At 66.7% G+C, this 23,715-nt stretch carries 23 protein-coding genes and 1 tRNA gene; 2 read left to right on the top strand and 22 right to left on the bottom strand.

What is annotated here, in order from left to right; translation table 11 throughout:
• Nucleotides 1-91: 91 nt before the first annotated feature.
• From B9N72_RS09135 to B9N72_RS09200, 14 genes are all read right to left on the bottom strand, one after another.
• Complete coding sequence (locus B9N72_RS09135; RefSeq protein ID WP_085276102.1) at nucleotides 92-1,564, bottom strand: NAD(P)H-hydrate dehydratase; 1,473 nt, start codon at nucleotides 1,562-1,564, stop codon at nucleotides 92-94.
• The gene (locus B9N72_RS09140; RefSeq protein WP_085276103.1) at nucleotides 1,554-2,189 is read right to left on the bottom strand and encodes a flavin prenyltransferase UbiX; all 636 of its coding nucleotides are present in this window, start codon (nucleotides 2,187-2,189) and stop codon (nucleotides 1,554-1,556) included. The genes B9N72_RS09135 and B9N72_RS09140 overlap by 11 nt, the downstream gene beginning before the upstream one ends.
• Nucleotides 2,156-2,710 (bottom strand): Gx transporter family protein, encoded by a 555-nt coding sequence (locus B9N72_RS09145; protein WP_085276104.1) that lies wholly within the window; start codon nucleotides 2,708-2,710, stop codon nucleotides 2,156-2,158. Before B9N72_RS09145 ends, B9N72_RS09140 begins: the two co-directional genes overlap by 34 nt.
• Nucleotides 2,691-3,059 (bottom strand): NusG domain II-containing protein, encoded by a 369-nt coding sequence (locus B9N72_RS09150; protein ID WP_085276105.1) that lies wholly within the window; start codon nucleotides 3,057-3,059, stop codon nucleotides 2,691-2,693. The genes B9N72_RS09145 and B9N72_RS09150 overlap by 20 nt, the downstream gene beginning before the upstream one ends.
• Nucleotides 3,056-3,898 carry an RNase adapter RapZ gene (gene rapZ / locus B9N72_RS09155; RefSeq protein WP_008954908.1) on the bottom strand — a complete coding sequence of 281 codons (843 nt, stop codon included), beginning with the start codon at nucleotides 3,896-3,898 and terminating at the stop codon, nucleotides 3,056-3,058. Before rapZ ends, B9N72_RS09150 begins: the two co-directional genes overlap by 4 nt.
• Nucleotides 3,879-4,835, bottom strand: a complete 957-nt coding sequence (hprK, locus tag B9N72_RS09160; RefSeq protein WP_008954909.1) for an HPr(Ser) kinase/phosphatase — start codon at nucleotides 4,833-4,835, stop codon at nucleotides 3,879-3,881. Before hprK ends, rapZ begins: the two co-directional genes overlap by 20 nt.
• Nucleotides 4,828-5,289: a PTS IIA-like nitrogen regulatory protein PtsN gene (gene ptsN / locus B9N72_RS09165; protein WP_085276106.1), complete on the bottom strand. Its 462-nt coding sequence runs from the start codon at nucleotides 5,287-5,289 to the stop codon at nucleotides 4,828-4,830. Before ptsN ends, hprK begins: the two co-directional genes overlap by 8 nt.
• Nucleotides 5,290-5,406: 117 nt before the next feature.
• Complete coding sequence (gene hpf, locus B9N72_RS09170; RefSeq protein WP_085276107.1) at nucleotides 5,407-5,736, bottom strand: ribosome hibernation-promoting factor, HPF/YfiA family; 330 nt, start codon at nucleotides 5,734-5,736, stop codon at nucleotides 5,407-5,409.
• 68 nt (nucleotides 5,737-5,804) lie between these two features.
• Nucleotides 5,805-7,205, bottom strand: coding sequence for an RNA polymerase factor sigma-54 (locus tag B9N72_RS09175; RefSeq protein ID WP_085276108.1), 1,401 nt, complete (start codon nucleotides 7,203-7,205; stop codon nucleotides 5,805-5,807).
• Nucleotides 7,206-7,210: 5 nt separating this feature from the next.
• Entirely contained in the window at nucleotides 7,211-7,939 is a 729-nt protein-coding gene (lptB, locus tag B9N72_RS09180; protein WP_085276109.1) for an LPS export ABC transporter ATP-binding protein, read from the bottom strand.
• Entirely contained in the window at nucleotides 7,936-8,457 is a 522-nt protein-coding gene (lptA, locus tag B9N72_RS09185) for a lipopolysaccharide transport periplasmic protein LptA (protein ID WP_008954914.1), read from the bottom strand. Before lptA ends, lptB begins: the two co-directional genes overlap by 4 nt.
• Nucleotides 8,447-9,010 (bottom strand): LPS export ABC transporter periplasmic protein LptC, encoded by a 564-nt coding sequence (lptC, locus tag B9N72_RS09190; protein ID WP_085276110.1) that lies wholly within the window; start codon nucleotides 9,008-9,010, stop codon nucleotides 8,447-8,449. The genes lptA and lptC overlap by 11 nt, the downstream gene beginning before the upstream one ends.
• Nucleotides 9,007-9,531: a 3-deoxy-manno-octulosonate-8-phosphatase KdsC gene (gene kdsC, locus B9N72_RS09195; RefSeq protein WP_008954916.1), complete on the bottom strand. Its 525-nt coding sequence runs from the start codon at nucleotides 9,529-9,531 to the stop codon at nucleotides 9,007-9,009. Before kdsC ends, lptC begins: the two co-directional genes overlap by 4 nt.
• Before the next feature lie 8 nt (nucleotides 9,532-9,539).
• Entirely contained in the window at nucleotides 9,540-10,520 is a 981-nt protein-coding gene (locus B9N72_RS09200) for a KpsF/GutQ family sugar-phosphate isomerase (RefSeq protein WP_085276111.1), read from the bottom strand.
• Nucleotides 10,521-10,627: 107 nt separating this feature from the next.
• On the opposite strand from B9N72_RS09200, the gene B9N72_RS09205 reads away from it, so the two are divergent.
• Nucleotides 10,628-12,595, top strand: coding sequence for a monovalent cation:proton antiporter family protein (locus tag B9N72_RS09205; protein WP_085276112.1), 1,968 nt, complete (start codon nucleotides 10,628-10,630; stop codon nucleotides 12,593-12,595).
• A 388-nt stretch (nucleotides 12,596-12,983) separates the two neighbouring features.
• Here the strand turns inward: B9N72_RS09205 and B9N72_RS09210 are convergent, their stop codons facing one another.
• The 4 genes from B9N72_RS09210 to B9N72_RS09225 all read right to left on the bottom strand — a co-directional run bounded on the left by B9N72_RS09210 (nucleotide 12,984) and on the right by B9N72_RS09225 (nucleotide 17,675).
• Nucleotides 12,984-15,137, bottom strand: coding sequence for an AsmA family protein (locus B9N72_RS09210; RefSeq protein WP_085276113.1), 2,154 nt, complete (start codon nucleotides 15,135-15,137; stop codon nucleotides 12,984-12,986).
• 60 nt (nucleotides 15,138-15,197) lie between these two features.
• Nucleotides 15,198-15,271: transfer RNA gene (locus B9N72_RS09215), tRNA-Gly, on the bottom strand.
• A gap of 421 nt (nucleotides 15,272-15,692) precedes the next feature.
• Complete coding sequence (locus B9N72_RS09220) at nucleotides 15,693-16,424, bottom strand: Crp/Fnr family transcriptional regulator (RefSeq protein WP_085276114.1); 732 nt, start codon at nucleotides 16,422-16,424, stop codon at nucleotides 15,693-15,695.
• A gap of 342 nt (nucleotides 16,425-16,766) precedes the next feature.
• Nucleotides 16,767-17,675 (bottom strand): LysR family transcriptional regulator, encoded by a 909-nt coding sequence (locus B9N72_RS09225; protein WP_085276115.1) that lies wholly within the window; start codon nucleotides 17,673-17,675, stop codon nucleotides 16,767-16,769.
• A 301-nt stretch (nucleotides 17,676-17,976) separates the two neighbouring features.
• Here B9N72_RS09225 and B9N72_RS09230 point away from each other — a divergent pair, with 301 nt between their 5' ends.
• Complete coding sequence (locus tag B9N72_RS09230) at nucleotides 17,977-19,470, top strand: acetyl-CoA hydrolase/transferase family protein (RefSeq protein ID WP_085276116.1); 1,494 nt, start codon at nucleotides 17,977-17,979, stop codon at nucleotides 19,468-19,470.
• A 64-nt stretch (nucleotides 19,471-19,534) separates the two neighbouring features.
• Here B9N72_RS09230 and B9N72_RS09235 read toward each other — a convergent pair whose 3' ends face one another.
• The 4 genes from B9N72_RS09235 to osmF all read right to left on the bottom strand — a co-directional run bounded on the left by B9N72_RS09235 (nucleotide 19,535) and on the right by osmF (nucleotide 23,446).
• Nucleotides 19,535-20,353, bottom strand: coding sequence for an ABC transporter permease (locus B9N72_RS09235; RefSeq protein ID WP_085276117.1), 819 nt, complete (start codon nucleotides 20,351-20,353; stop codon nucleotides 19,535-19,537).
• Nucleotides 20,350-21,282 (bottom strand): ABC transporter ATP-binding protein, encoded by a 933-nt coding sequence (locus B9N72_RS09240; RefSeq protein ID WP_085276118.1) that lies wholly within the window; start codon nucleotides 21,280-21,282, stop codon nucleotides 20,350-20,352. The genes B9N72_RS09235 and B9N72_RS09240 overlap by 4 nt, the downstream gene beginning before the upstream one ends.
• The gene (locus B9N72_RS09245) at nucleotides 21,279-22,424 is read right to left on the bottom strand and encodes an ABC transporter permease (RefSeq protein WP_085276119.1); all 1,146 of its coding nucleotides are present in this window, start codon (nucleotides 22,422-22,424) and stop codon (nucleotides 21,279-21,281) included. The genes B9N72_RS09240 and B9N72_RS09245 overlap by 4 nt, the downstream gene beginning before the upstream one ends.
• Before the next feature lie 95 nt (nucleotides 22,425-22,519).
• On the bottom strand, nucleotides 22,520-23,446 hold the full coding sequence (osmF, locus tag B9N72_RS09250) for a glycine betaine ABC transporter substrate-binding protein OsmF (protein ID WP_085276120.1): 927 nt from the start codon (nucleotides 23,444-23,446) through the stop codon (nucleotides 22,520-22,522).
• Nucleotides 23,447-23,715: the final 269 nt, after the last annotated feature.

Consider the following 23,715-nt stretch of genomic DNA (forward strand, 5'->3'; position numbering starts at 1 on the left):
GGGGGCTCCTGGAGGGGTGGGGTCGCTCGATTGTAGCGGCTGGCCCCGATGCTGGCCATCTTTGGAGACTGGATACAATGGCCGCCACGGCTCAGCCGTGGGCCCCGGTGTGCGTCAGGTTGATCACGCGCGACAACAGCGGCACGGTGGCGGAGGCCGTGAGCCCGATCGGGCCTTGCTCGGCGCGGGTATAGGCATCACCCGCCAAACCGTGCAGGTGCACCCCCAGCGCGGCGGCGTCGAACACGGGCAGTCCCTGCGCCAGCAAGGCGGCCACCAGCCCGCTCAGCACATCGCCCTGGCCGGCCACCGCCAGCGCCGGCCCGCCGCTGGTATTGAGCCGGTAATAGCCGTCGGGGCGCACGATCAGGCTGCCGGCACCCTTGAGCACCACGACGCTGTCGAGGCGCTGCGCCAGTGCGCGCGCGGCCGCGAGCCGGTCGGCCTGCACGTCGGCCGTGCTGCACGCCAGCAGACGCGCGGCTTCGGCTGGATGGGGGGTGAGAACGGTTGCGCCCTGGCGCCGGCCCAGCGCCTGTTGCAGTGTGCTGTTGCCGGCCAGCAGATTGAGCGCATCGGCGTCCAGCAGCAGCGGCTGGGCAGTGCCGATCAGGTGGCCGAGCCAGTGGCGGGCGGCGCTGCCTTGCCCCAGCCCGGGGCCGATGGCGACGGCGTCGGCGGCGGGCAGCGTGCTGCTCGGCTCGAGCGGCTGGATCATCAGCTCGGGAGCCGCCGGATCGACTGCCAGCCGGTCGTCCAGCGTGGCCAGATGGACCTTGCCGGCACCGCCGGCGTAGGCGGCGCGTCCGGCGAGCAGCGCGGCGCCGAGCATGCCGCGCTCGCCGCCGATCACCAGCACGCTGCCGAAGCGCCCCTTGTGACTGTCGTTGGCGCGCACCGGCAGCAGGGCCAGCGGTCGGTTCAACTCGCCCTCTGCGGAGGGGCAGAGTTCGCTGGGGTAGTCCAGCGGAGCCAGCTCGACCTGCCCCGCCAGGTCGGCGCCGGCCGCCATGTAGAGCCCCGGCTTGTGGCTGAGGAAGGTGAGGGTGTGGCTGGCGCGGATGGCAACGTTGGCGGCGGTGCCGCGGTACGGGTCGAGCCCGGAAGGGGTGTCCAGCGCCAGGACAGGAATAGCCAATGCGTTGAGCTGGTGGATGGTGTCCAGCCACGGCGCGGCGAAATCGCGCGCGAGGCCGATGCCGAACAGCCCGTCGATGATCAGGTCTGGCGGCGGGGCGTCTTCGGCCAACGTGGCGCGCGGCTGCAGGCCGGCCGTCTGCAGCGTCTGCATGGCGGCCTGGGTGGCGGGGGTGGCTGGCGCAGCGGGCAGCAGCAGGTCGACGTGGTAGCCGCGCCGGTGCAGCAGCAGCGCGGCCTGCAGCGCGTCGCCACCGTTGTTGCCCGGACCGGCGGCGACCAGCACGCGTGCACCCGGGGACAGGTGCCCCCCCACCCAATCGGCGGTGGCGCGGGCTGCCTGCGCCATCAGGTCGAGTCCTTGGGCGGCGGCGTCCTGTTCCAGCTGGCGCAGCGCGGCCAGACTGAGTATCGCGTCAGCTCGCATCGGCCTGCTCCCCGCCTTGTTCTCCCCAGCGCGGCAGCAGCGTGTGCGCGACGCCGAGTTGATCCAGTATCCGCGCCACGATGAAATCGACCATGTCGTCCACGCTTTGCGGGTGGGTGTAGAAGCCGGGAGCGGGGGGCAGGATCACCGTGCCGAGCCGGGCCAGTTTCAGCATGTTCTCCAGGTGGATGACCGACAACGGCGTTTCGCGCGGTACCAGGATCAGACGGCGGCCTTCCTTGATGGTGACGTCGGCGGCGCGCTCGATCAGGTTGTCCGACATGCCGTGGGCGATGGCGGCGAGCGTGCCCATCGAGCACGGGCACACCACCATGGCATCGGCCGGATTGGAGCCCGAGGCCACCGGGGCGAACCACTCCTCGCGGCCGAAGGCCTCGAGCTGGCCGGGGGTGGCGCCGCTGCGTTCGGCCAGCCAGTCGCGCAGCTCGGCCGGGCGCGACGGCAGGCTGAGCTGCATCTCCTGGCGCGCCACGACCTGGGCCGCCTGCGACGACAGCACCCAGACCCGCGTGCCGGCCTGGATCAGGCAGTCGATCAGGCGCAGGCCGTAGGGCAGGCCGGAGGCGCCGGTCAGGGCGACGGTGACGGTGTGGACGGGGCGCATGGGGAACCTTCCAGAAGCTTGTCGGCAATGATGCCGTTGACCAGCCCGCTGAGCAGGGCGGCCAGGGCGAACGCCGGGACGAAATACAGGATGTTGTCGGACGGGATCAGCCAGGCACGCGCCAGCAGCAGCTGACCGCCGATATGGCAGAACGCCGCCACCAGGCTGGCGCTGACCGGGCCGAACCAACGCTTCGGCCAACCTTGTGTCAGGCCGAGCCCGGCCAGGCTGGCGATGCCGCCGGCGAGGCCGAGAAAGAAACCGGGGGTGAGCAGGCTGCCCAGCAACAGGCCGGCACCGAGGATGCGCAGCAGGCTGACCCACACCGCCGCGCGCCAGCCCAGCGACTCCAGCGCCAGCAGCGTGACGATGTTGGCCAGTCCCGGCTTGATGCCGGGCAGCGGCGAGGGAATGCCGGCATCCACCACGGCCAGCACGATGGCCAGTGCGGCCAGCCGGGCGATGCGGTGATCGTGCGGCTGGGCGTGGAGCCAGCGGGTGTCAGAAGTTGAGGCTGTCATAAGGCTGATCGGGCCCGGTCAGTTCGATGCTGGTGGCGTTGGGCAGGCAGATCGCGACCTGTCCCGCTCGCGACAGCCAGCCCTGATGGACGCAGTACTGGCGCGGACTGGGGTCCTGTTTGATGCGTGCTTTGCCGCCCGCGATCTCGACCACGGTCACCCCCAGGGGGCCCCGCACCGGCACCAGCCGGTTGTGCAGCAGGCTCAGGCTGGCGACCCGTTGTCCGCCGGCGCGTATCGTCACGCTGCGCGCCTGTCCCTGCCCCCACAGCTGCCAGGCGAGCCAGCCGGTCAGCACGGCTCCGCCCAGCAGGACCAGCCAGTCACCGGGCCGGATCAGACGGCTCATGCGTCCCGGGAGAGCTGGCGATGGCGCAGCAGGACCTGCTCGTTGGCAAAACTCCTGGCGAGCGCTTCGGCGATGAATACCGAGCGGTGCTGGCCGCCGGTGCAGCCGATCGCCACCGTCAGGTAACTGCGGTTGTCCTGGCGAAACGCCGGCAGCCACTTGGCGACGAACTGGCGGATGTCGCCGAGCAGCTCGTCCACCATCGGGTATTGGGCGAAGTAGGCCGCGATCGGCGCGTCCTGCCCGGTGAGCGGGCGCAAGGTGTTGTCGTAGTAGGGATTGGGCAGGCAGCGCACGTCGAACACGAAATCGGCGTCGAGCGGCACGCCATGCTTGAAGCCGAACGACTCGAAGATGATGGTCAGACGGTTGTCGTCGGCCTCGACCAGATCGTTGACCCAGCTGCGCAAGGTGTTGGCCGACAGCTCGCTGGTGTCGAGACGCGCACCCAGTTCGCGGATGCTCTCGAGCAGTTCCTGCTCCTTGCGGATGCACTCTTCCACGGTCAGGCCGGAGCCGGACAGCGGGTGGCGGCGGCGGGTTTCGGAGAAGCGCTTGACCAGGGTGTCGGTCTTGGATTCGAGAAACAAGAGACGCACGTCGATGCCGCGTTCGCGCAGTTTCTGCATTTCCACCGGCAAGGCCCCGAGCGAGGGGCTGGAGCGGGTATCGACGCTGATGGCGATCCGCTCGTAGCCGTAGGTGGCGTAGATCGCGACCGCTTCACGCAACATGGTGGCCGGGAGGTTGTCGACACAGTAGTAGCCGGCGTCTTCCAGGGCACGCAACGCCACCGATTTGCCCGAGCCGGACAGGCCGCTAATCAGTATCAGGCGCATGCTCTTGTTCCCTGAGGAAGTTGGTATGCCGTTCGATGAACTCGCGGGTACTGTCGATACCGCGTAATTGAAGAATATAGTTTCGCACGGCGGCTTCAACCAGAACCGCCAGGTTGCGACCGGCGGCGACCGGCAGCACCACCTTGCGCACCATCACGCCGATGATGTCCTGTGTCTCCGACTGGATGTTGAGGCGGTCGAGCGCCTGCATCGCCTGATCGTTGGCTTTGACCAGGTGGATGATCAGCTTGAGCACCTTCTTCGGCCGCACCGCGGTTTCGCCGAAGATGGTGCGGATGTTCAGGATGCCGAGGCCGCGTACTTCGAGGAAGTCGCGCAACAGCGGTGGACAGCGGCCTTCCAGGGTTTCCGGGCCGATGCGGTAGAGCTCCACTGCGTCGTCGGCCACCAGGCCGTGACCGCGCGAAATCAGTTCCAGCGCCAGTTCGCTCTTGCCCATGGCCGAATCGCCCATGATCAGCACGCCGATTTCCAGCACGTCGAGGAACACCCCGTGCAGCACGGTCGAGACCGCCAGTGCCCGCGCCAGATAGATGCGCAGCACATCCATCAGGTAGGGGCTCTCCAGCGGCGTGGTCATCAGCGGCACGTTGTGGGTGTGGCAGTAATCGCGCAGCAGCTTGGGTACGGGCTGACCGTTGGCCACCATCACCACCGACATGCTCTTGTGGAACAACTGGTCGAGCGCGGTCTTGGCGGCCGACTGTTCCAGCCGGTCGAGGTACTCGACCTCGGCCAGGCCCAGCACCTGCACCCGGTTGGGGTGAATGAAGTTGAGGTGGCCCACCAGCGCCAGCAGCGGGCGCTGCTCGTCGTTGCCGATCAGGTTGTCGGCTCCGCCGGTGCCGGCAACCCAGCTCAGGTTCAGTTTGTGCTGATTGTCGTGGTAGAGCTTGCGGACGCTTATGCTAGGCATGGGGAGACCATTCGGTCAGCAGGGTGTAGAGCTCGTCGGCATTCTGGGCTGCGAGCAGTTTCTCGCGCAGCGGCCGGCTGGAGAAGAGTTGGGCCAGTTCCGACAGCACCTGCAGGTGCAGGTCGGTGGCCTGTTCCGGCACCAGCAGCACGAACAGGATCTGCACCGGCTTGCCGTCCGGAGCGTCGAAGGGAATCGCCGACTTGAGGCGGATCAGCACGCCGGCCGCCTCTTTCAGACCACGGGCGCGGCCGTGCGGAATGGCCACGCCTTGCCCGAGCCCGGTGGAGCCGAGCTTCTCGCGGGCGAACAGGCACTCGAACACTTCACTGCGCGCGATGCCGCGGGTGTTCTCGATCAGGAGGCCCACCTGCTCGAAGACGCGCTTCTTGCTGGCCACGTCGAGGTCGAGCAGGACGTTGTCCCGAGTTAGGATTTTGCCGATCAGGCTCATAGGGGTCTGTTGAGAGCTGCCAAAAACCCGACGATTTTAGTTGCTTTGGTGTGACAGAGAAAGGACTGTGCAAAGCAAAGCGGGAACCTGATGGTTCCCGCTTTATCAATCAAGGGCTTATAGTGTGGCTTCTGGTGCCGGGGCAGGGGTCGGGATGGCCCGGTGTTCGTTCAGCTTTTCCTTGTGCTTGAGAACCTGTCGATCCAGCTTGTCCATCAGGAGGTCGATAGCAGCATACATATCCGACTCGGTGGCTTCGACGTGGATGTCCTTGCCGGAGAGATGGACGTTGACCTCGGCCTTCTGGACCAGCTTGTCCACGGACAGGGTCACCGCCACGTCGATCACGTGGTCGACATGGCGGGTGATGCGTTCGAGTTTGCTTTCGATGTAATCACGCAGCGGTTGGGTAACGTCGAGGTGGAGACCGGTTACTTTGAGGTTCATACCTTACTCCTTCTTGTGTTGGCTGCCCGGCGGATGCATGCCGGGCATGCTGATGATTCAATCCAAGGTCAGAGGACCTTGCGCAGATTGACCGGTGGAATCTGCATGGCTTCACGATACTTCGCTACGGTGCGTCTTGCAACCTGTATGCCCTGTTTGGCGAGCTCGTCGGCCAGGGCGCTGTCGGATAGGGGTTTGGCGCGGTTTTCGGCGTCGATCATCTGGCGGATGTGCGCCTTGATGGCGGTGGCCGAACACTCGCCGCCGCTGTCCGTTTCCAGTGCGCTGCCGAAGAAATATTTCAGCTCGAACAGGCCGCGCGGGCACAGCAGGTATTTCTGCGTCGTCACACGGGAGACCGTGGATTCGTGCAGTTCCAGCTCATCCGCAATGTCGCGCAGGATGAGCGGACGCATGGCTACTTCACCGTGTTCAAAGAACGCTTGCTGTCTTTCGACTATAGATTCCGCCACTTTCAGGATGGTGTCAAATCGTTGCTGAATATTCTTCACCAGCCATTTCGCTTCCTGCAGACGCGAGCTCATCTCGCCGCCGCCGCCACGGTTTTCGCTGAGCATCTGGGCGTACATCTGGTTGACGCGCAGGCGCGGCACGGCGGCGTTGTTGAGCTCGGCGCGCCAGCGTCCCTTGACGCGGCGCACGGCGATATCCGGGATGATGTAGCGGGTGTCGTCGGCGCCGAAACCCGAGGCCGGGCGCGGGTTGAGGCGGGCGATCAGGGACTGGGCCTGCTTCAGTTCGCCGTCGCAGACGTCGAAGAGACGCTTGAGCCGGGTGTAGTCGCGATTGCCGAGCAGGGTCAGGTGCTCGCGGACGATGGCATGCGCCAAGGCCTTGCCCGGGGTGCTGTCGGGCAGCTGGGCCAGCTGCAGCGCCAGCGACTCGGACAGCGAGCGGGCGCCGACCCCCTGCGGTTCGAACTGCTGCAGCAGTTTCAAACCGAACGCCAGTTCGTCATCCTCGATGCCCAGTTCCAGCGGCAGCGAGGCGGCCAGTTCCTGCAGGTCGATCGTGAGGTAGCCGTCTTCGTCCAGTTCCTCGATCAGAAGCTGCACGATGGCGCAGTCGCGCTCGGGCAGGGCGATTTCGCCCAGCTGCGCCAGCAGGTGTTCGCGCAGCGTGACCGGGCGCGGCACGTTGGCCATCGGGTCGTAATCGTCGCCGTCTTCACCGCGCCGGCTGCCGCTGCCCCAGTCGGTGAGTTCGCCGCTGCTGTCCTCGCGCTCCGCTTCCTGGCGTTCGGGCTCGGCCTCGCTGCCGGCGGTCTCGGCCGGGGCGCTGTCGGCGACGGGCTCGTCGCCCCGCTCCAGCAGCGGGTTGTCCTGCAGGAAGCGCTCGACTTCGGTTTGCAGGTCGACGGTGGACAGTTGCAGCAGCCGGATCGACTGCTGCAGTTGCGGAGTCAGCGTGAGTTGCTGCGAGACCTTGAGCTGTAGCGACTGCTTCATGGCGGTTACAGATGGAAGTGTTCGCCCAGGTAGACCTGGCGAACTTTTTCATTGTCGACGAGGGCCTGCGGTTTGCCGGAGGCCAGCACGGCGCCGTCGCTGATGATGTAGGCGCGGTCGCAGATGCGCAGCGTTTCGCGCACGTTGTGGTCGGTGATCAGCACGCCGATGCCACGCTCCTTGAGGAAGGAGATGATCTTCTGGATGTCGATCACGGCGATCGGGTCGACCCCGGCGAACGGTTCGTCGAGCAGGATGAAGCGCGGGCGGGTGGCCAGCACGCGGGCGATCTCGACGCGGCGGCGCTCGCCGCCGGACAGTGCCAGCGCGTTGCTTTCCCGGAGGTGGGCGATGTTGAGGTCGTCCAGCAGCAGCGTCAGTTCCTGTTCCAGTTCCTCGCCCTTGAAGCCGGCGATCTCGAGGATGGCACGGACGTTTTCGTCCACCGTCATCTTGCGGAAAATCGATGCTTCCTGCGGCAGGTAGCCCAGCCCGAGGCGGGCGCGCTGGTGCATCGGGAAGTGGGTGATGTCCTGCTGGTCGAGCTGGATGCGGCCGTCGTCGGCGCAGACCAGGCCGACGATCATGTAGAAGCTGGTGGTCTTGCCGGCGCCGTTGGGGCCCAAGAGGCCGATCACCTCGCCGCTTTCGATGCTGAGCGAGACATCCTTGACCACGGTGCGCTTCTTGAAGCGCTTCTTCAGCCCGGTGACGTTCAGTACGCTGGCGTTCATGGCTGCTGTCCGGTGGTTTGCGGTTGCAGGATGACGGTGATGCGGCCCTTGTTGGGACCGGTGGCGGCGCCGCCCTTGACCTGGTAGGTCTGGCTCTGGGTGTTGTAGGTGATGACGTCGCCGATCACCAGGTCTTCGCCGCGCTTGACGCGGGCATTGCCGGTGAGCACGGCGGTGTTGGTGATGCCGGTGTAGTCGAGGCGGCTGGCCTGGCCTTCGATGTATTCGTCCTTGCCGTCCATCTTCTGGCGGAAGGTGACCACCTTGCCGGTGGCCTGCACGGTCTGGTTGCCCTTGTCGTCGCGGGTGACGACGACGCGGTCGGCGTTGACGCGCAGGGTGCCCTGCGTCACCACGACGTTGCCTTCCCACACGGTGTGGCCTTTGAGCTGGTCGAGGGTGCCGCTGTTGGCGTTGATTTCGATCGGTTTGCTCTGGTCGGCTTTTTCCGCCAGAGCGGCCGTGGCGCTGCACAGCCCGGCCAGCACGGCCAGCGTCAGGGTGAATTTATTTCGCATAGACGACCCTTGCATTCGAGAGCAGTTTCAGCAGGCCGGCGCGCTGGTCGTAGGTGAAGCCGACCGAACGGGCTACCGACGTGCCGTAATGGATGGTGACCGGGGCCGCGGAGCGGGCCAGACGCTTGTCGAGGTCGACGTACATCACCGAGGTGTCGACGCGGGTTTCCGGGCGCTGGGCGTCGGCCGGCTTGAACAGCGTCACCTGGCGGTCGAAGAAGGCCTGGCGGGTCTTGTTGTTGTAGCGACCGGTCTGGCCCCGCACGTCGTACTGCAGCACGCCGGCGGCGAAGATCTGCAGCGCGGGGGCGTCGAAGAACAGGTCGTCCTTGCCCGGGTACTGCCACATGCGCTGGGCGCTGAGCTGGTCTTGTACCTTGCCGGTGGTGTCGTAGCGCAGGGCAGTGAAGTGCTCGGCGACGAATTCGGGTTTGTTCGGGTCGAGCGCGCGCGTCTCCGGCGTCCAGCGCGAGATCTGGTCGAGCCAGAACGTCAAGAGGCCGGTCAGGGCCAGGAGGACGATGGGAAACAGCCGCTGGGCGCGCAGGATCATGCCAGGTACCTGTTCATCACCTCATCGAAGCTGCCCTGGGCCTGCATGATGAGCTCGGAGAGTTCGCGCACCGCGCCCTGGCCGCCGCCGAAGCCGGTGACGTAGTGGGCGTTCTGGCGCACCAGGCTGGGTGCGTCGGGCACCGCCACGGCGAGGCCGACGCGGCGCATCACCGGCAGGTCGACCACGTCGTCGCCGATGTAGGCGCAGGCGTCGGCGTCAACGCCGGCCTGGGCGAGCAGGGTCTGAAACGCGCCGACCTTGTTCTCGACGCCCTGGAAGTAGTAGTCGATGCCGAGCCCGCGCGCGCGGTGCTCGACGCAGCGCGCGGCGCGGCCGGTGATGATGGCGAGCTTGACGCCGGTGCTCTGCAGCATCTTCAGGCCGTGGCCGTCGAGGGTGTTGAAGGCCTTGATTTCTTCACCGTCTGGGGTGAAGAAAATGCGGCCGTCGGTGAGGACGCCGTCGACGTCCATGATCAGCAGTTGCACCTTGCGGGCGAGTTCGTGAATCGTTTGCATGCGTGTCCTTATACGATCCGGGCCTGGAGCAGGTCGTGCATGTTGAGCGCGCCGACCAGGTGGCCGGCTTCGTCGACGACCAGCAGGCCGTTGACCTTGTGGGTTTCCATCAGCTTGACCGCTTCCGAGGCCAGCCGTTCGGCGCTGATGGTGCGCGGCTGGCGGAACATCACGTCGTCGATGGCGAGACCGGACAGGTCGAGCGTCTTGTCCAGGGTGCGGCGCAGGTCGCCGTCGGTGAAGATGCCGACCAGGTTGGCCGAAGCGTCGACCACCGCGGTCATGCCGAGCCCCTTGCGGGTCATTTCCAGCAGGGCGTCCTTGAGCGTGGTGCCGCTTTGCACCACCGGCAGGGTGTCGCCGGCGTGCATCAGGTCGCGCACGTGCACCAAGAGGCGCCGCCCCAGGCTGCCGCCGGGGTGCGACAGTGCGAAGTCTTCTTCGCGGAACGAGCGGGCTTCCAGCAGCGTGACCGCCAGCGCGTCGCCCAGCGCCAGCGCCGCCGTGGTGCTGGAGGTGGGGGCCAGCCCGAGCGGGCAGGCCTCCATCTCGACCGCGGCGTCGAGGTGGATGTCGGCTTCGCGCGCCAGCGTGGAGTCGGTGCGCCCGGTCATGGCGATCAGCGTGATGTCCTTGCGCTTGAGCGCGGGCAGGAGCGCGATGACCTCGTCGCTTTCGCCGGAGTTGGACAGCGCCAACACGACGTCGCCGTCGGTGATCATGCCGAGGTCGCCGTGGGCGGCCTCGGCGGGGTGCACGAAGAACGCCGGCGTGCCGGTGCTGGCCAGGGTGGCGGCGATCTTGCGGCCGATGTGGCCGGACTTGCCGATGCCGGTGACGACCAGGCGGCCGGCGCAGGCGAGGATGGCGTCGATGGCCGCGAGGAAGGCGCCGTCGAGCCGGGCGCGGAGCGCGAGGATGGCGTCGGCCTCGATCTCGAGCACCCGTTGCGCCTGTTCCAGGCGCTCATGCTGTACTGTCTTGTTCATAAGGTGAAAGTATATCAAGGTTATAATCCGAATAGTCGCGGCCTGGTGCATCTTTTGCTTGGGCGCGTTTGGCCAACCCCTTCACCGCCCCGGAAAGTCCATCCTCGATGCATTCGCTTGCACCCATTGTCCTCGTGTTGTTGAGCGCCGTCCTCGCCGTCACGCTGTGCCGAACCCTCAAGGTGCCGCCGATGCTGGGCTATCTGGTGGTGGGTTTTCTGGCCGGGCCGGGGGTGATGCAGCTGATTCCGGACGGTGAGGAGACGGCCTTCCTGGGTGAGATCGGCATCGTGTTCATGATGTTCTCGATCGGGCTGGAATTTTCCCTGCCCAAGCTCAGGGCGATGCGCCAGCTGGTGTTCGGCGTGGGCCTGGCGCAGGTGCTGGCGACCCTGCTGTTGATCGCCGGTGTGATCGGCGCACTGTTCGATTCCGTGCTGGCGGGCTTTGCCGTGGGCGGGGCGCTGGCGATGTCGTCCACCGCGATCGTCAGCAAGCTGCTGACCGAACGCCTGGAGCTCAACCAGCCGCACGGCCAGCTGGCGATCGGCGTGCTGCTGTTCCAGGACCTGGCGGTGGTGCCGCTCCTGATCCTGCTGCCGGCTTTCGCCGGCGGCAGCGCCACGCTGGGCATGGATCTCGGCCTGGCGGCGCTGAAGGTGGTGGCGGTGATGGCGTTGTTGCTGTCCTTCGGCCAACGTCTGATGCGGCCATGGTTCCACCTGGTGGCGCGGCAGCGCTCGGGCGAGCTGTTCATGATCAACGTGCTGCTGGTGACGCTGGGGGTGGCCTACCTGACCGAGCTGTCCGGGCTGAGCCTGGCGTTGGGGGCGTTCGTCGCCGGCATGCTGATCTCGGAGACCGAATACCGCTACCAGGTGGAGGAGGACATCAAGCCGTTCCGCGACATCCTGTTGGGCTTCTTCTTCATCACCGTCGGCATGCGCGTGCAGTTGCCGGTGCTGTACACCCACGCCGGCGAGGTGCTGCTGCTGGTGGCGCTGTTGCTGCCGGTCAAGCTCGGCATCGTGTTCGGGCTGGCGCGCGCCTTTGGCCACAAGGCCAACGACGCCATGCGCGGCGCGCTGGCGCTGGCGCAGGGCGGCGAATTCGGCTTCGTGCTGCTGGCGCTGTCGGGCAAGCTCGGGCTGATCGAGGCGCAGACCGAGCAGGCGGCCATCGCCGCGATCCTGCTGTCGATGCTGGTGGCACCGTTCCTGATCCTGCACGGCGACAAGATCACCCGCCGCCTGATCAAGCAGGACTGGATGATGCAGGCGCTCAACCTGCACCAGATGCTGGTGGAGAGCATGTCGAAGAGCGACCACGTGCTGATCTGCGGCTACGGCCGCAGCGGCCAGGTGCTGGCTCGTCTGCTGGAAACCGAATCGATTCCGTTCTTCGCACTCGACCTCGATCCGGACCGGGTGCGCGAAGCGGGCGAGGCGGGCGACCCGGTGGTGTTCGGCGATGCCGGCAAGAAGGAGGTGCTGATCGCCGCCGGCCTGATGCGCGCCAAGGCGGTGGTGGTGACCTTCGCCGATACCCACGCTGCCTTGCGCATCCTCAACATGGTGCAGTCCTTGCGCAGCGACCTGCCGGTGATCGTGCGCACCGTCGACGACAGCGACATGGACGTGCTGCGCCGCGCCGGCGCCGACGAGGTGGTGGCCGAGGTGATGGAGGGCAGCCTGATGCTGGCGACCCAGGCGCTGATGGTGACCGGGGTGCCGCTGAGTCGCGTGCTGCGCCGCATCCGCGCGGTGCGCGAGGAGCGCTACAGCCTGTTCAAGGGCTTCTTCCGCGGCGCCAGCGACGATGCCGAGGGGCTGGACGAGGCGCAGCTGCCGCGCCTGTTGAGCATCCAGGTGTGCGCCGGGTCGGCCGCCATCGGCCATTCGCTGCGCGAGATCAAGCTGGACGATCTGGGGGTGGAGCTGAAGGCGGTGCGCCGTCACCACATCCGCCGCAGCGAGGTCGAGCCGGAGTTCGAGGTGATGCAGGACGATGTGCTGGTGGTGCTGGGCACGCCGGAGCAGCTGGCGCTGGCGGAGACGCGCGTACTGCAAGGCTGAGCGCCGGCGGATACGGCGACGGCATCGCCTCGGCCAACTCCTGTGCCGTGCTGCATGCCACAGAGGCGGTATTGGCGACGGCGACTCTGAAGCGCGCCGAGGCTGTCGGCCTGAGAACCTGTTCACGAACTGTCGCGAGCAGCCCTTAGCGGGGTGAAGAGCAGCGTAGGAACCGGAATGTACTGGAGTACATGAGGATCATGGCTGAGCGAGTCTCCGCAAGAGATTCGCACGCGCAGAGCAGCACATGAGCCCCGATCAGGGAGGCGCAGCAAGATCGTGAACAGGTTCTGGCTTCGGCCAACCTTTTCGGCTGATGGAAGGCGTGGTGCGGGCGCAAAAAAAAGGCCGCAACGGTTTATCCGGTGCGGCCTTCGTCTTGCTGCCGTCACGGCAGGATGGTGGTGATCTGCTTCTTCAGCTGCTGCTTCAGCGCGTCCTGCTTCTCGCTCTCGGTCTTCTTGCCCTTGACCATGGCGTTGAAGTCGAGCGCGTACACCGGCGAGTTGATCGGCCCGGTGATCTTGAGCGGCACGTTGACGCCCTTGAGCCGGCTGAACTCGTGCGGGTTGGCCTGCACGTCGAGGGTGTAGTCGATGATGCTCTGGATCAGGTCGAGCTTGCCGCCGCCGCTGACGTTGACCAGCTGCGACGCCAGCTTCAGGTCCTGGTTGCGCGCCACGCCCTGTTCCAGCTGCAGGCTGGCCGACAGCGTGGAGAAGGTGGTCTTCTGGTTGGGGTTGGCCGCCCCGTTCCACTGCTTGAGCTCCGAGGGCAGGTTCTTCAGCGCCGCCACCAGGTCGATGCCGCTCAGCGCCCCCTTGTTGAGACTCATCGCCACCGTGCCGCTCATGGTGTTGCGCAGCTCGGCGAACGAGGTGCCCTGCGCCCGGACGTCGACCTCGCCGCTGCCGACGCCGTCCAGCCGGCTGAAGTTGAACAGGTCGAGCAACAGCGGACGGATGTGCATGGCGTTGAGCTTCTGCTTCAGCTCCAGCTTCGGCTTCTGTTCGCGCTGCAGCCGCACGCTGCCCTCCAGGTGCCCCTGGTAGATGCTGGCGCTCAACTGGTCCAGCGCCAGCTGCTGCGGCGTGGCCAGCACGCTGGCGGTGACGTCGTTGACGCGGAAGCGGCCGAAGGCCAGTTCGCCGATGGTGACCTTGCCGCTCAGGTCGACGTAGTCGAGCCAGTCGAGCGGGATCGGCCGGGTGTCCTGGAACAGCGCCACCGCGGCGTTGTCCTTGGTCTCCGGCAGGTAGCGGTTGAGGTCGAGCTTGCCGATGGTGACGGTGGCTTCGTGGCGCGGTTTGAGGAAGCCGTACTGGCTCACCGTGATCGCCATGTCCGAGCCGTCCAGCGTGCCGGCCACGCGCAGGTTGAGCTGGTCGTCGTCGAGGGTGCCGTCGAGCGCGCCGTCCATCTTGGCGACCAGCTGGCCGCGCGGCAGCAGCGGGGTGACCACCTGCGCCATCAGCGACAAGGGCTGCATGCGGATCTGGTTCATGCCCAGCAGGGTGAACGGGGCGTTCAGCTTGAGGTTGATGCGCTGGCGACCGACGCTCCAGCTGAAGTCGCCCGCCATGCGGTCGGCGTTGAGCCCGGCCTCGTCGAGCTTGACGTTGTCGAAGCGGGCCACGGCTTCGTAGTGGGTCTGGCCGTAGGTCAGCTGGCCGTCGAGGGTGGCCAGCGGCGTGGTGATTTCCTTGAAGCTGGCGCTGAACGCCGGCACGCGCAGGGTGAAGCCGCTCTTGGGGTTGTCGCTGCTCAGGGTCAGCGCCAGCTGTTCGCCGGTGGCCTGCAGGGCGGCGAAGTTGAGGCGCAGCAGGCCGTTGGCGTTGAGCTTGCTTTCGCCCAGCCCTTCCACTTCGGACATCGCCACCGCCTGCAGCTGGCTCAGCGTGACCTGGTCGTCCTGGATCGTCAGCGGCGTCTCCAGCGCCAGCCGTAGCGGACGCCTGCCGCCGCTGAGCAGGGCGCCGACGCTGAGGTGGGCGTCGCCGCGCAGGCCGTCGGCGTCCAGGCTGAGCGCGCTCAGGGTCTGGTGGTGCTGGGTCGATTCGTCGAGGTAGTCGAGTTCGCTCTCGCGCAGGCGCAGCGTGTCGAGCTTGACGCGGAAGCGGCCGGTATCGCGGTGCTGGAACAGGTCGGCGATGGACAGGCTGCTGTCGGGGTGGCGCACCACCTGCACCTTGAGGCCGTCGACGCGCAGCTTGCTCACCTCGCGTTCGCCGAACAGCAGCGGCAGCCAGGCCAGGCGCGCTTCCAGATGATCGATGGTGATGGCGGGGGTGGCGTTGCCGGGTTGGCTGATGTCGATGCGGTCGATGTCGAGGCCGGGGAAGGGCAGCACGTGAGGCTTGATCGCGCCGCGGACGGTGACGCTGCGGTGCTGTTCCTGCAGCACGCGGCCCAGCGTTTCGCGCACGGCGTGTTCGTCGAACTTCCAGAAGATCAGCGATTGCACCACGACCAGAAAGGTCAGCAGTGCGAGGAGACTATAGACGGTAATGCGGAGCCAAAGCCGGCCGGAGTTCCATTTCATGCGTTCTGCTCGGTGGGGGCCTGGGCGTCATCGAGTGACTGGGCGGCAAAGGACGTGTCGTGGAGCGGGTGAAGGGAATCGAACCCTCGTCGTAAGCTTGGGAAGCTTCTGCTCTACCATTGAGCTACACCCGCGCACTTGCTTTGAGCGTGCGAATGTAGCCGGTTTTGCCGGGCTTGGCAAGCCTTGCGGGAGGAGAGACGCGGTTCACTTCATCCTTGCCAGCGTGGGGGATATCGCCAGGCACGCGACCGAGCGCCGCGACGGGCACCCGCGGCGGAGCATGCGGCGATCCGCGATGCAATTTTAGGGCAGGGTACGTTGCAGGCTGCCACCTTGTTGGAAAGCCGTCTTGAGGGGGCGCGGAGAGGGAAAAGCCATGGGAATGAGGTTTTTGCGTCCTCGCGATTTCTAGCGTCCACAGGATGATTCTGCGACCAGCGAGGGAGGGGAAACTGGAAAGAAGGGCTGCGCCAAGCCGGCGTACCGGCCGCGTAACGGGTGCCAGTACGCTGAAACGGCTTATTCAGAACGCAAGGGCGTGAGGACGCCCGTTCAAACGGTCAGCCGCCGTTGCGTCGACATGTGCACGTTGCTCGATGGCACTGGCGTCAACAGCTCCAGCTGTTGTCGATCGAGTATGTGTATGTGCTTGCCCGATACCGATATCACTCCGGTATCGGAAAGTTCTCGCAGCACTCGGGAGAAGGTTTCCGGCGTCAAGCTCAGCCGCGAGGCGATCAAGTTCTTGTTGGCTAGCAGTTCCACGGTGTCGGCATCATTCTGCCGGCTGCTCTGCCTCATCAGGAATTGAACCATCCTCTGCTTGGCCGAGAAGAGGCTGTAACTCTCGATATCGGCCATCAGGGTGTAGAACTGCCTTCCCATGCAGGTCATGATCTCGCGCGCAAAGGAGAAATTCTCCTGGGCAATTTGCATGATCGGTTCTGGCCGGGTGAGCAGCAGCATGGTGTCATCGGTTGTCAGCGCGTTGGTCAGGAAAGGCTTGTTCAGCAACATTTCACCGATGCCGAAACACTTATTGCTATCCAGGAGCGCCATGACCTTTTCTCCCCCGTTCAGAAACAGGCAGGTCAGGGATATTTGGCCATAGACAATCCAATACACGCCGTGGGAAACATCGCCGCGCTGAACGAGCGTCGTGTCTTTCTTGAGCCTGATGCATTTTGTGGCGGCAGCCACCCGCTCAAGCTGTGCGTTATCCAGGGATTGATAAAGCGAGGCGTGGGTAAGGATGCCTTTCAAGTTATGCTCAAAGTCTGACATGCAATCACTCCCCCTCTTTCTTGGTGCACTAACCCCCATCCGCAACTCTGACACCGACTCGAAGGTAGGCTGTTGATCGCGATCAAATCGGGTGGACTTCCGACAAAAGGCGGGATGATCAAGGTTTTTCTGTGTGGAAAGTGCTACCGGGTACAGGTTCCGGCATAGCCGCCCATTCGTTCCGCTGACGCTTGGCCCTGTCTGGTCACCGGTCGTGGGGGCCTTCCTTGGCTTTGGTCGTGTGAAGGCAGAATGCCGCCGGTTTTGCCGGGCTTGGCAAGCGCCGCTGGCAAGGATGGCGGCCGGGCAGGGCCTGATGGCCGGTGTGCCGCTGGCATGGCGTTACGTCTGCCGTGCCGGCCCGTGCTGTCGTTTCTCGCGCGCCAGGGCGACAAAATGCGCCAGGGCCACCGAGTGCTGGTCCTGCCGGTAGGCAATGCCGATCGGCGCGGCGGGAACGGGGGCCGTGATCGGCACGTAGCGGACGCCTTCGGTGCGGATCTGGCTCACGGAACGGGGCACGAGCGAGATGCCGAAACCGGCGTCGATCATGGGGACGATCGAGGCAATCTGCGGCGCCTCCTGGCCGAGCCGGGGGCTGAAGCCGGCCTGGTGAAACGCCGAGATCAGGTTGTCGTACAGCCCCGGGCTGATCGCGCGCGGAAACAGGATGAAGGTTTCCTCCGCCAGCGCGGACAGCGGCAGCGCTGCCTGCCGGCTCAAGCGGTGCGCCGCGGGCAGCGCCACCAGCATGTCCTCTTCTACCAGCAACTGGGTGTTCAGGCCGTCCGCGCCGCCGATCGGCGGGCGCACGAAGGCGAGGTCGATCTCGCCGCTTCGCAGTCCTTCCACCAGCAGCGCCGTGTTGCTTTGCTCCGGCAACAGTTGCACCCCGGGGTAGCGGGCGCGGTAATCGCGGATCAGCGCCGTCACCTCCGGCTGGAAGTAGGTGGCGCCGGCAAAGCCGATGCGGATGCGGCCGGCTTCTCCCCGCGAGAAGCGCTGTACGCTGCTTTTGGCGCGCTCGACCTGCTCCAGGATGGCGCGGGCATCGGCCAGGAACGACGCCCCGGCTTCGGTCAGCTCCACCTTGCGCGTGAGACGCCGGAACAAGGACGTGCCGAGTTCCTGTTCGAGCTGGCGGATCTGCTGGCTCAGCGGGGGTTGCTGGATGCCAAGGCGCTCGGCGGCGCGGGTGAAATTCTGCTCCTCGGCGATGGCGATGAAATAGCGCAGATGACGGAGTTCCATGCGGGGCGGGGTCCTGAGCTGGGCGGATCGGGTCACATCGCTAACCATATATTTTAAATATGGAATTGGCAATTTCAATATATTGGATGTGTGCGATCCGGATGGCTACACTGCTTCGCAGACAGTTCCGGCGCACACGGCCTGGCGCACGGCGCTGCCGGCGGAGGCAAGGGGCGCCGTGCGACTGTCTGGCCGCGGGCTTCGCCATAACAACACTTCATGCGATGCCGTGCGGCGCTTCGGCGCCACGACCCGGGGTGGGGCGGGCGCCGGCAACACAGCCCATGAGGAGATAGCAGGAATGTATCAAGACCGTATTCGTATGCGCGCGCTCAAGGATCGCGTCATGAGCGCCGACGAGGCCGCCACGCTGGTGCAGGATGGCATGGTGGTCGGCATGAGCGGGTTCACCCGCGCCGGCGACGCCAAGGACATGCCGGTGGCCCTGGCCAAGCGCGCCCGGGAGCAGCCGATGAAGATCACCCTGATCACCGGCGCTTCGCTCGGACACGATTCGGACAAGGCGCTCACCGAGGCCGGTCTGCTGGCGCGGCGGCTGCCGTTCCAGGTGGATGCCACGTTGCGTTCGGCCATCAACCGCGGCGAGGTGATGTTCGTCGACCAGCACCTGTCCGAGACCGTGGAGTTCCTGCGCGCCGGGCAGTTCGGCCGGCTCGACGTCGCGGTGATCGAGGCGGTGGCGATCACCGAGGACGGCAGCATCGTGCCGAGTTCCTCGGTCGGCAACTCCGCGAGCTTCGCGATCCTGGCGGACAAGGTCATCGTCGAGATTAACCTGGCGCAGCCGGTCGAATTCGAGGGCATGCACGACATCTGGATTCCGGGCCATCGTCCGCACCGCGAGCCGCTGCCCATCGTCAACGTCTCGGATCGCGTGGGACGCACCACGGTCAAGATTCCGCCGGAGAAGATCGCCGCCATCATCATCACCGACACGCCGGACAGTGCCTCCACGGTGCAGCCGGCCGACGCGGAAACCCAGGCCATCGCCAACCACCTGATCGAGTTTTTCACGCACGAGGTCAAGCGCGGGCGGATGCCGGCGCGCCTGCCGGCGATCCAGTCCGGCATCGGCACCATCGCCAACGCCGTGCTGACCGGGTTCCTGGAGTCGCCGTTCGAGCACCTGACGATGTATTCCGAGGTGCTGCAGGATTCCACCTTCGAGCTGATGGACGCGGGCAAGCTGGATTTTGCCTCCGGCTCGTCGATTACCGTGTCGCAGCCGATGCAGCAGCGGGTGTTCCAGAACCTGGCACGCTACCGCGACAAGCTGGTGCTGCGGCCGCAGGAAGTGAGCAACCATCCCGAGGTGATCCGCCGCCTCGGCCTGATCGCGCTCAATACCGCGCTGGAGGCGGACATCTACGGCAACGTCAATTCCACCCACGTCTACGGCACGCACATGATGAACGGCATCGGCGGCTCCGGCGATTTCGCGCGCAATGCCTTCCTGGCGATTTTCGCCACCAAGTCGGTGGCCAAGGGCGGCAAGGTGTCGAGCATCGTGCCGATGGTGCCGCACGTGGACCACAACGAGCACGACGTCGACCTGATCGTCACCGAGCAGGGCCTGGCCGACCTGCGCACGCTGGCGCCGCGCGAACGGGTCAGGCTGATCGTGGAGAACTGTGCGCATCCGGCCTACCGCGACCTGCTGCGCGACTACTACCAGGACGCCCTGAAATACGGCGGCCAGACCCCGCATGCGCTGGAGCGCGCCTACGAGATGCATATCCGCTTGCGCGACAGCGGTTCGATGCTGCCCCAGTGAGGGCGATGGCGGCGCGTTGACCATTGCGCGGGCGGTGGCGTCCTCGCGGTGCGACCTGTCCGCGTCAGTGCCCGGCGAGCGGCGGCAGCGCGGCGCTCTCGGCCGTGTCTTCTTGCCTCGGCTGCCAGGCGCTCAGGCGCCGTTGCAGGCGCTCGAACAGCTGGTCGCAGCAGATCGCCAGCAGCGCCACCAGCACCGCGCCCTGGATGACGTAGGCGGTATTGAAGCCGCTCAGGCCGACGATGATGGGCGAGCCCAGGGTCTTGGCGCCCACCGTCGAGGCGATGGTGGCGGTGCCGATGTTGATCACCACCGAGGTGCGCACGCCGGCCAGGATCACCGGGGCGGCCAGCGGCAACTCCACCCTCCACAGCGACTGCCAGGGGGCGAACCCCAGTCCCTGCGCCACTTCGCGCGTTGCCGCCGACACCGCGTCGAGCCCGGCCAGGGTGCCCTGGGCGATCGGCAGCACGCCGTACAGCACCAGCGCGATCAGCGCCGGCGCTTCGCCGAAGCCGATCAGCGGCGCCGCCACCGCCAGTACCGCGACCGGGGGAAAAGACTGGCTCATCGCCAGCAGGGATTCCAACAGCGGCCGGAACGCCCGGCCGGCGGGGCGGCATACCGCGACGCCGAGCACGCTCCCCGCCACGATGGCGACGGCGCTGGACGCCGCCACCAGCGCGACATGGGCCAGCACCAGCGCGGCAAAACTGTCTTGCTGGTAGACCGGACGGTCCAGTTCGGGAAACAGCGCGGCGAACAGCGGCCGCAAGGCCGGCATGCCCAGGGTCAGCGCCAGCAGCGCGGCGAGGCTCCACGGCAAGGGCGTGCGTGCCCACTGTCGCAGGGTCTTCGGCCAACCTTGGGGCGGCCTGTTCATGGCGCCGGCGGCAGCAGGTCGGCAAAGTGCAGCGTGCCCGCCGGGCGCCCCTGCGCGTCGATCACCGGTAGCCGGTCCGCGCCGCGCGTGACGAAGGCGGACAGCGCTTCGCGCAGCGTGGCCGCGGCCGCGATCGGTTCGCCCGCCGCCGCTTCGCCCTGGCGGGCGCGTGCCGCCACGCGTTCCAGCGCCAACAGCTTGATGCCGATGTCGCTGCGGCCGATGAAGTCGCGCACCGCGTCGCTGGCCGGGCGGGTCAGCAGTTCCAGCGGGCTGCCCTGCTGCACGATGCGGCCGCGCTCCAGCAGCACGATGCGTTGCGCCAGGCCGAGCGCTTCGTCGATGTCGTGGGTCACCAGCACGATGGTCTTGCCCGACAGCGCGTGGATGCGGCGCAGTTCGTCCTGCAGCGCGGCGCGCGTCACCGGGTCGAGTGCGCCGAACGGCTCGTCCATCAACAGCACGTCGGGGTCGGCGGCGAGCGCCCGCGCCACGCCGACGCGCTGCTGCTGGCCACCCGACAGCTGGTGCGGAAAGCGCCCGCGATACTGCTCGGGCTCCAGGTGCAGCAGGGCCAGCAGCTCGGTGACGCGGTCGCGGATGCGCGGCTTCGGCCAGTTCAGGAGCTGCGGCACCGTGGCGATGTTCTGCTCCACCGTCCAGTGCGGGAACAGCCCGATCGACTGGATGGCGTAGCCCATGCGCCGGCGCAGGGTTTCCGGGCGAAAGTGCCGCACGTCCTCACCGGCGAAGCGCAGCGTGCCGCTGTCGTACTCCACCAGCCGGTTGATCATCTTCAGCGTGGTGGACTTGCCCGAACCCGAGGTGCCGATCAGCACGGCAAGCTCCCCCTGCGGAATCACCAGATCCAGCGCCTCCACCGCGCGCTGGCCGTCGAACGTCTTGCTCACCTGGGAAAACTCGATCATCGCGGGCCGACCTCCAGCAGCGACAGCAGCAGCTTGAACAGCGCATCCACGGCGACGGCCAGCGCCACCACCGGGATCACCCCCAGCAGCACCAGGTCGAGTGCGCTGCCCGACAAGCCCTGGAACATGATGGCGCCGAAACCGCCGGCGCCGATCAGCGCGGCGAGCTGGGCCAGCCCCACCGCCTGGATCGCGGTCACGCGCAGGCCGGAGATCAGCACCGGCAGGGCCAGTGGCAGTTCGACGCGGCGCCAGCGCTGCCCGGCGCTGAGCCCCATGCCGCGCGCGGCCTCCAGCACGCCGTCCGGAATCTGCTGCAGCCCCGCCAGCGTGCTGCGCGCCATCGGCAGCAAGCCGTACAGGGTCAGCGCCAGCAAGGCAGGCGGCAAGCCGATGCCGGCCAGGCCGGAACCGGGCAGCAGCCGGCCCAGCGCGGCGAGCGGGGCGATCAACAGGCCGAACAGGGCGAGCGAGGGGACGGTCTGGACGATGTTGAGCGCGGCGAACAATACGCCGCGGGCGCGTGGCCGACAGAATGCCCACAGCCCGAGCGCCGCCCCGCCCACCCCGGCCGGCAGCAGCGTCAGTCCCACCAGTTGCAGATGGCGCCCCAGCGCCTCGTCGAAGCTGTCGCGGTGATTGGCGTATTCCTTGAGCAGCGAGAGCGCCTCCAGCCGACCCGACAGCAACAGCCACAGCAGCGGAAGGTAGAGCGCGAGCTGCGCCAGCGCCAGGCGGCCGCCGGCGCCGCCAAGACGGCGCAGGGCGTCGTTGGCGAGCAGCGCGCCCAAGATGAACAAGGCCCAGTAGCCGCCACCGAGCGAGGTGCGCGCCAGCGTATCGGCCCCGCCGGCCAGTCGCGCGGCCTCCGCGCCCGCCAGCCCGGTGAGGGCGGCGAGCCACAGGCTGGCGGCGCTGGCCAGCAGCACGCAGCAGCCGCGACGGGGCGGCAGCCACGGCGCCGCCAGCAAGGGCACGGCGGGCAGCAACAGCAGCAGGCGGGGGCCGTGGAGCAGCGTCGCGAGCTGGATGCCGCGGCCGCTGAGCAGCCGGTTGGGGGCGTGGCTGAGCAGCGGCAGGGTCCAGGCTGCGAGCAGCATCAGGCCGACCAGCAGCAGTGGCACGGGGTTGCGGACGGTCATGCCGGGTCCCGGTTGGCCCTGGGGGCTCTCTTGGCTGGCCGGCGAGTCAACGCCGTGCGCGTGGCGCAGGTGTCGCCACCGGATGACAGGCGCGCTTATTTTACGAAGCCTTTGCTCTTGAGATAGGCGGCGGCCACCTTGCGCGCATCCTGCCCCTCGATGGCGATCTGGCCGTTGAGCTTCTGCAGCGTCGCGCCGTCGAGCGACAGGAACACCGGCTTGAGCAGCTCGCGCACCTTGGGGTACTTGCCCAGGGCTTCGCTGCGGATGATCGGTGTGGGGGCGTAGATCGGCTGCACCCCGCGCACGTCGTCCAGCGTCACCAGGCCCAGTGCGGCGACCGGGCCGTCGGTGCCGTAGGCCATGGCCGCGTTCACCCCGGAGGTCTTTTCCGCGGCCGCCTTGATGGTGACCGAGGTGTCGCCGCCGGCCAGGGTCAGCAACTGGTCCTGTTTCAGCTTGAAGCCGTAGGCCTGTTCGAAGGCGGGCAGGGCATCGGGCCGTTCGATGAATTCGGCCGAGGCCGCCAGCTTGAAGCTGCCGCCCTTGCTGATCCATTGTCCCAGGTCGGCCAGGGTCTTGAGCTTGTTGGCGCTGGCGACGTCCTTGCGGATGGCGATGGCCCAGGTGTTGTTGGCCGGCGACGGTGTCAGCCAGACGATGCGGTTCTTCTCGAAATCCAGCGCCTTGACCCGCTCGTAGCCGGCCTTGGCGTTTTTCCACACCGGGTTCTTTTCGTCGCTGAAGAAGAAGGCGCCGTTGCCGGTGTACTCGGGGTAGATGTCTACCTCGCCCGAGGTGATGGCCTCGCGGATCACCTTGGTGTTGCCCAGTTGCAGGCGGTTGACCGTCTTGATGCCGTGGGCCTCGAGCGTCTGCAGGATGAGGTTGCCCAGCAGCGAGCCTTCGGTATCGATCTTGGAGCCGATGCGCAGCCCTTCTGCCGCCGGGCTGTGCGCCGACCAGAGCATGCCCGCCAGGGCCAGGGCGGCGCAGCGGCGCAGCGTGGTACGAGATGACATGGTGTTCCCCTTGGATGGACGATGGTTATTCGGTGTTGCGCGTTCCCGGCCGGTGCGTTCGGCATGCCGGCATTGTTGCGGGCTGGGCCGCCGGGATGGCGCCGGTGATGCTATTAAGAGTAAGAAACGGAATCCGCCATTGCCAGGAAGGCGCATGACTTGGGCAATGACGCAGGGGAGTCGCCATTGCCTCCGGTAAGGACTTGACGTGCGTCCTATACTCGTAGGGGCCGCTGGCCAAGGTCGGCGGGGTATCGTTTGTCTGGCCG

The sequence above is a fragment of the Pseudogulbenkiania subflava DSM 22618 genome (assembly GCF_900177275.1).
GTDB lineage: Bacteria > Pseudomonadota > Gammaproteobacteria > Burkholderiales > Chromobacteriaceae > Pseudogulbenkiania > Pseudogulbenkiania subflava.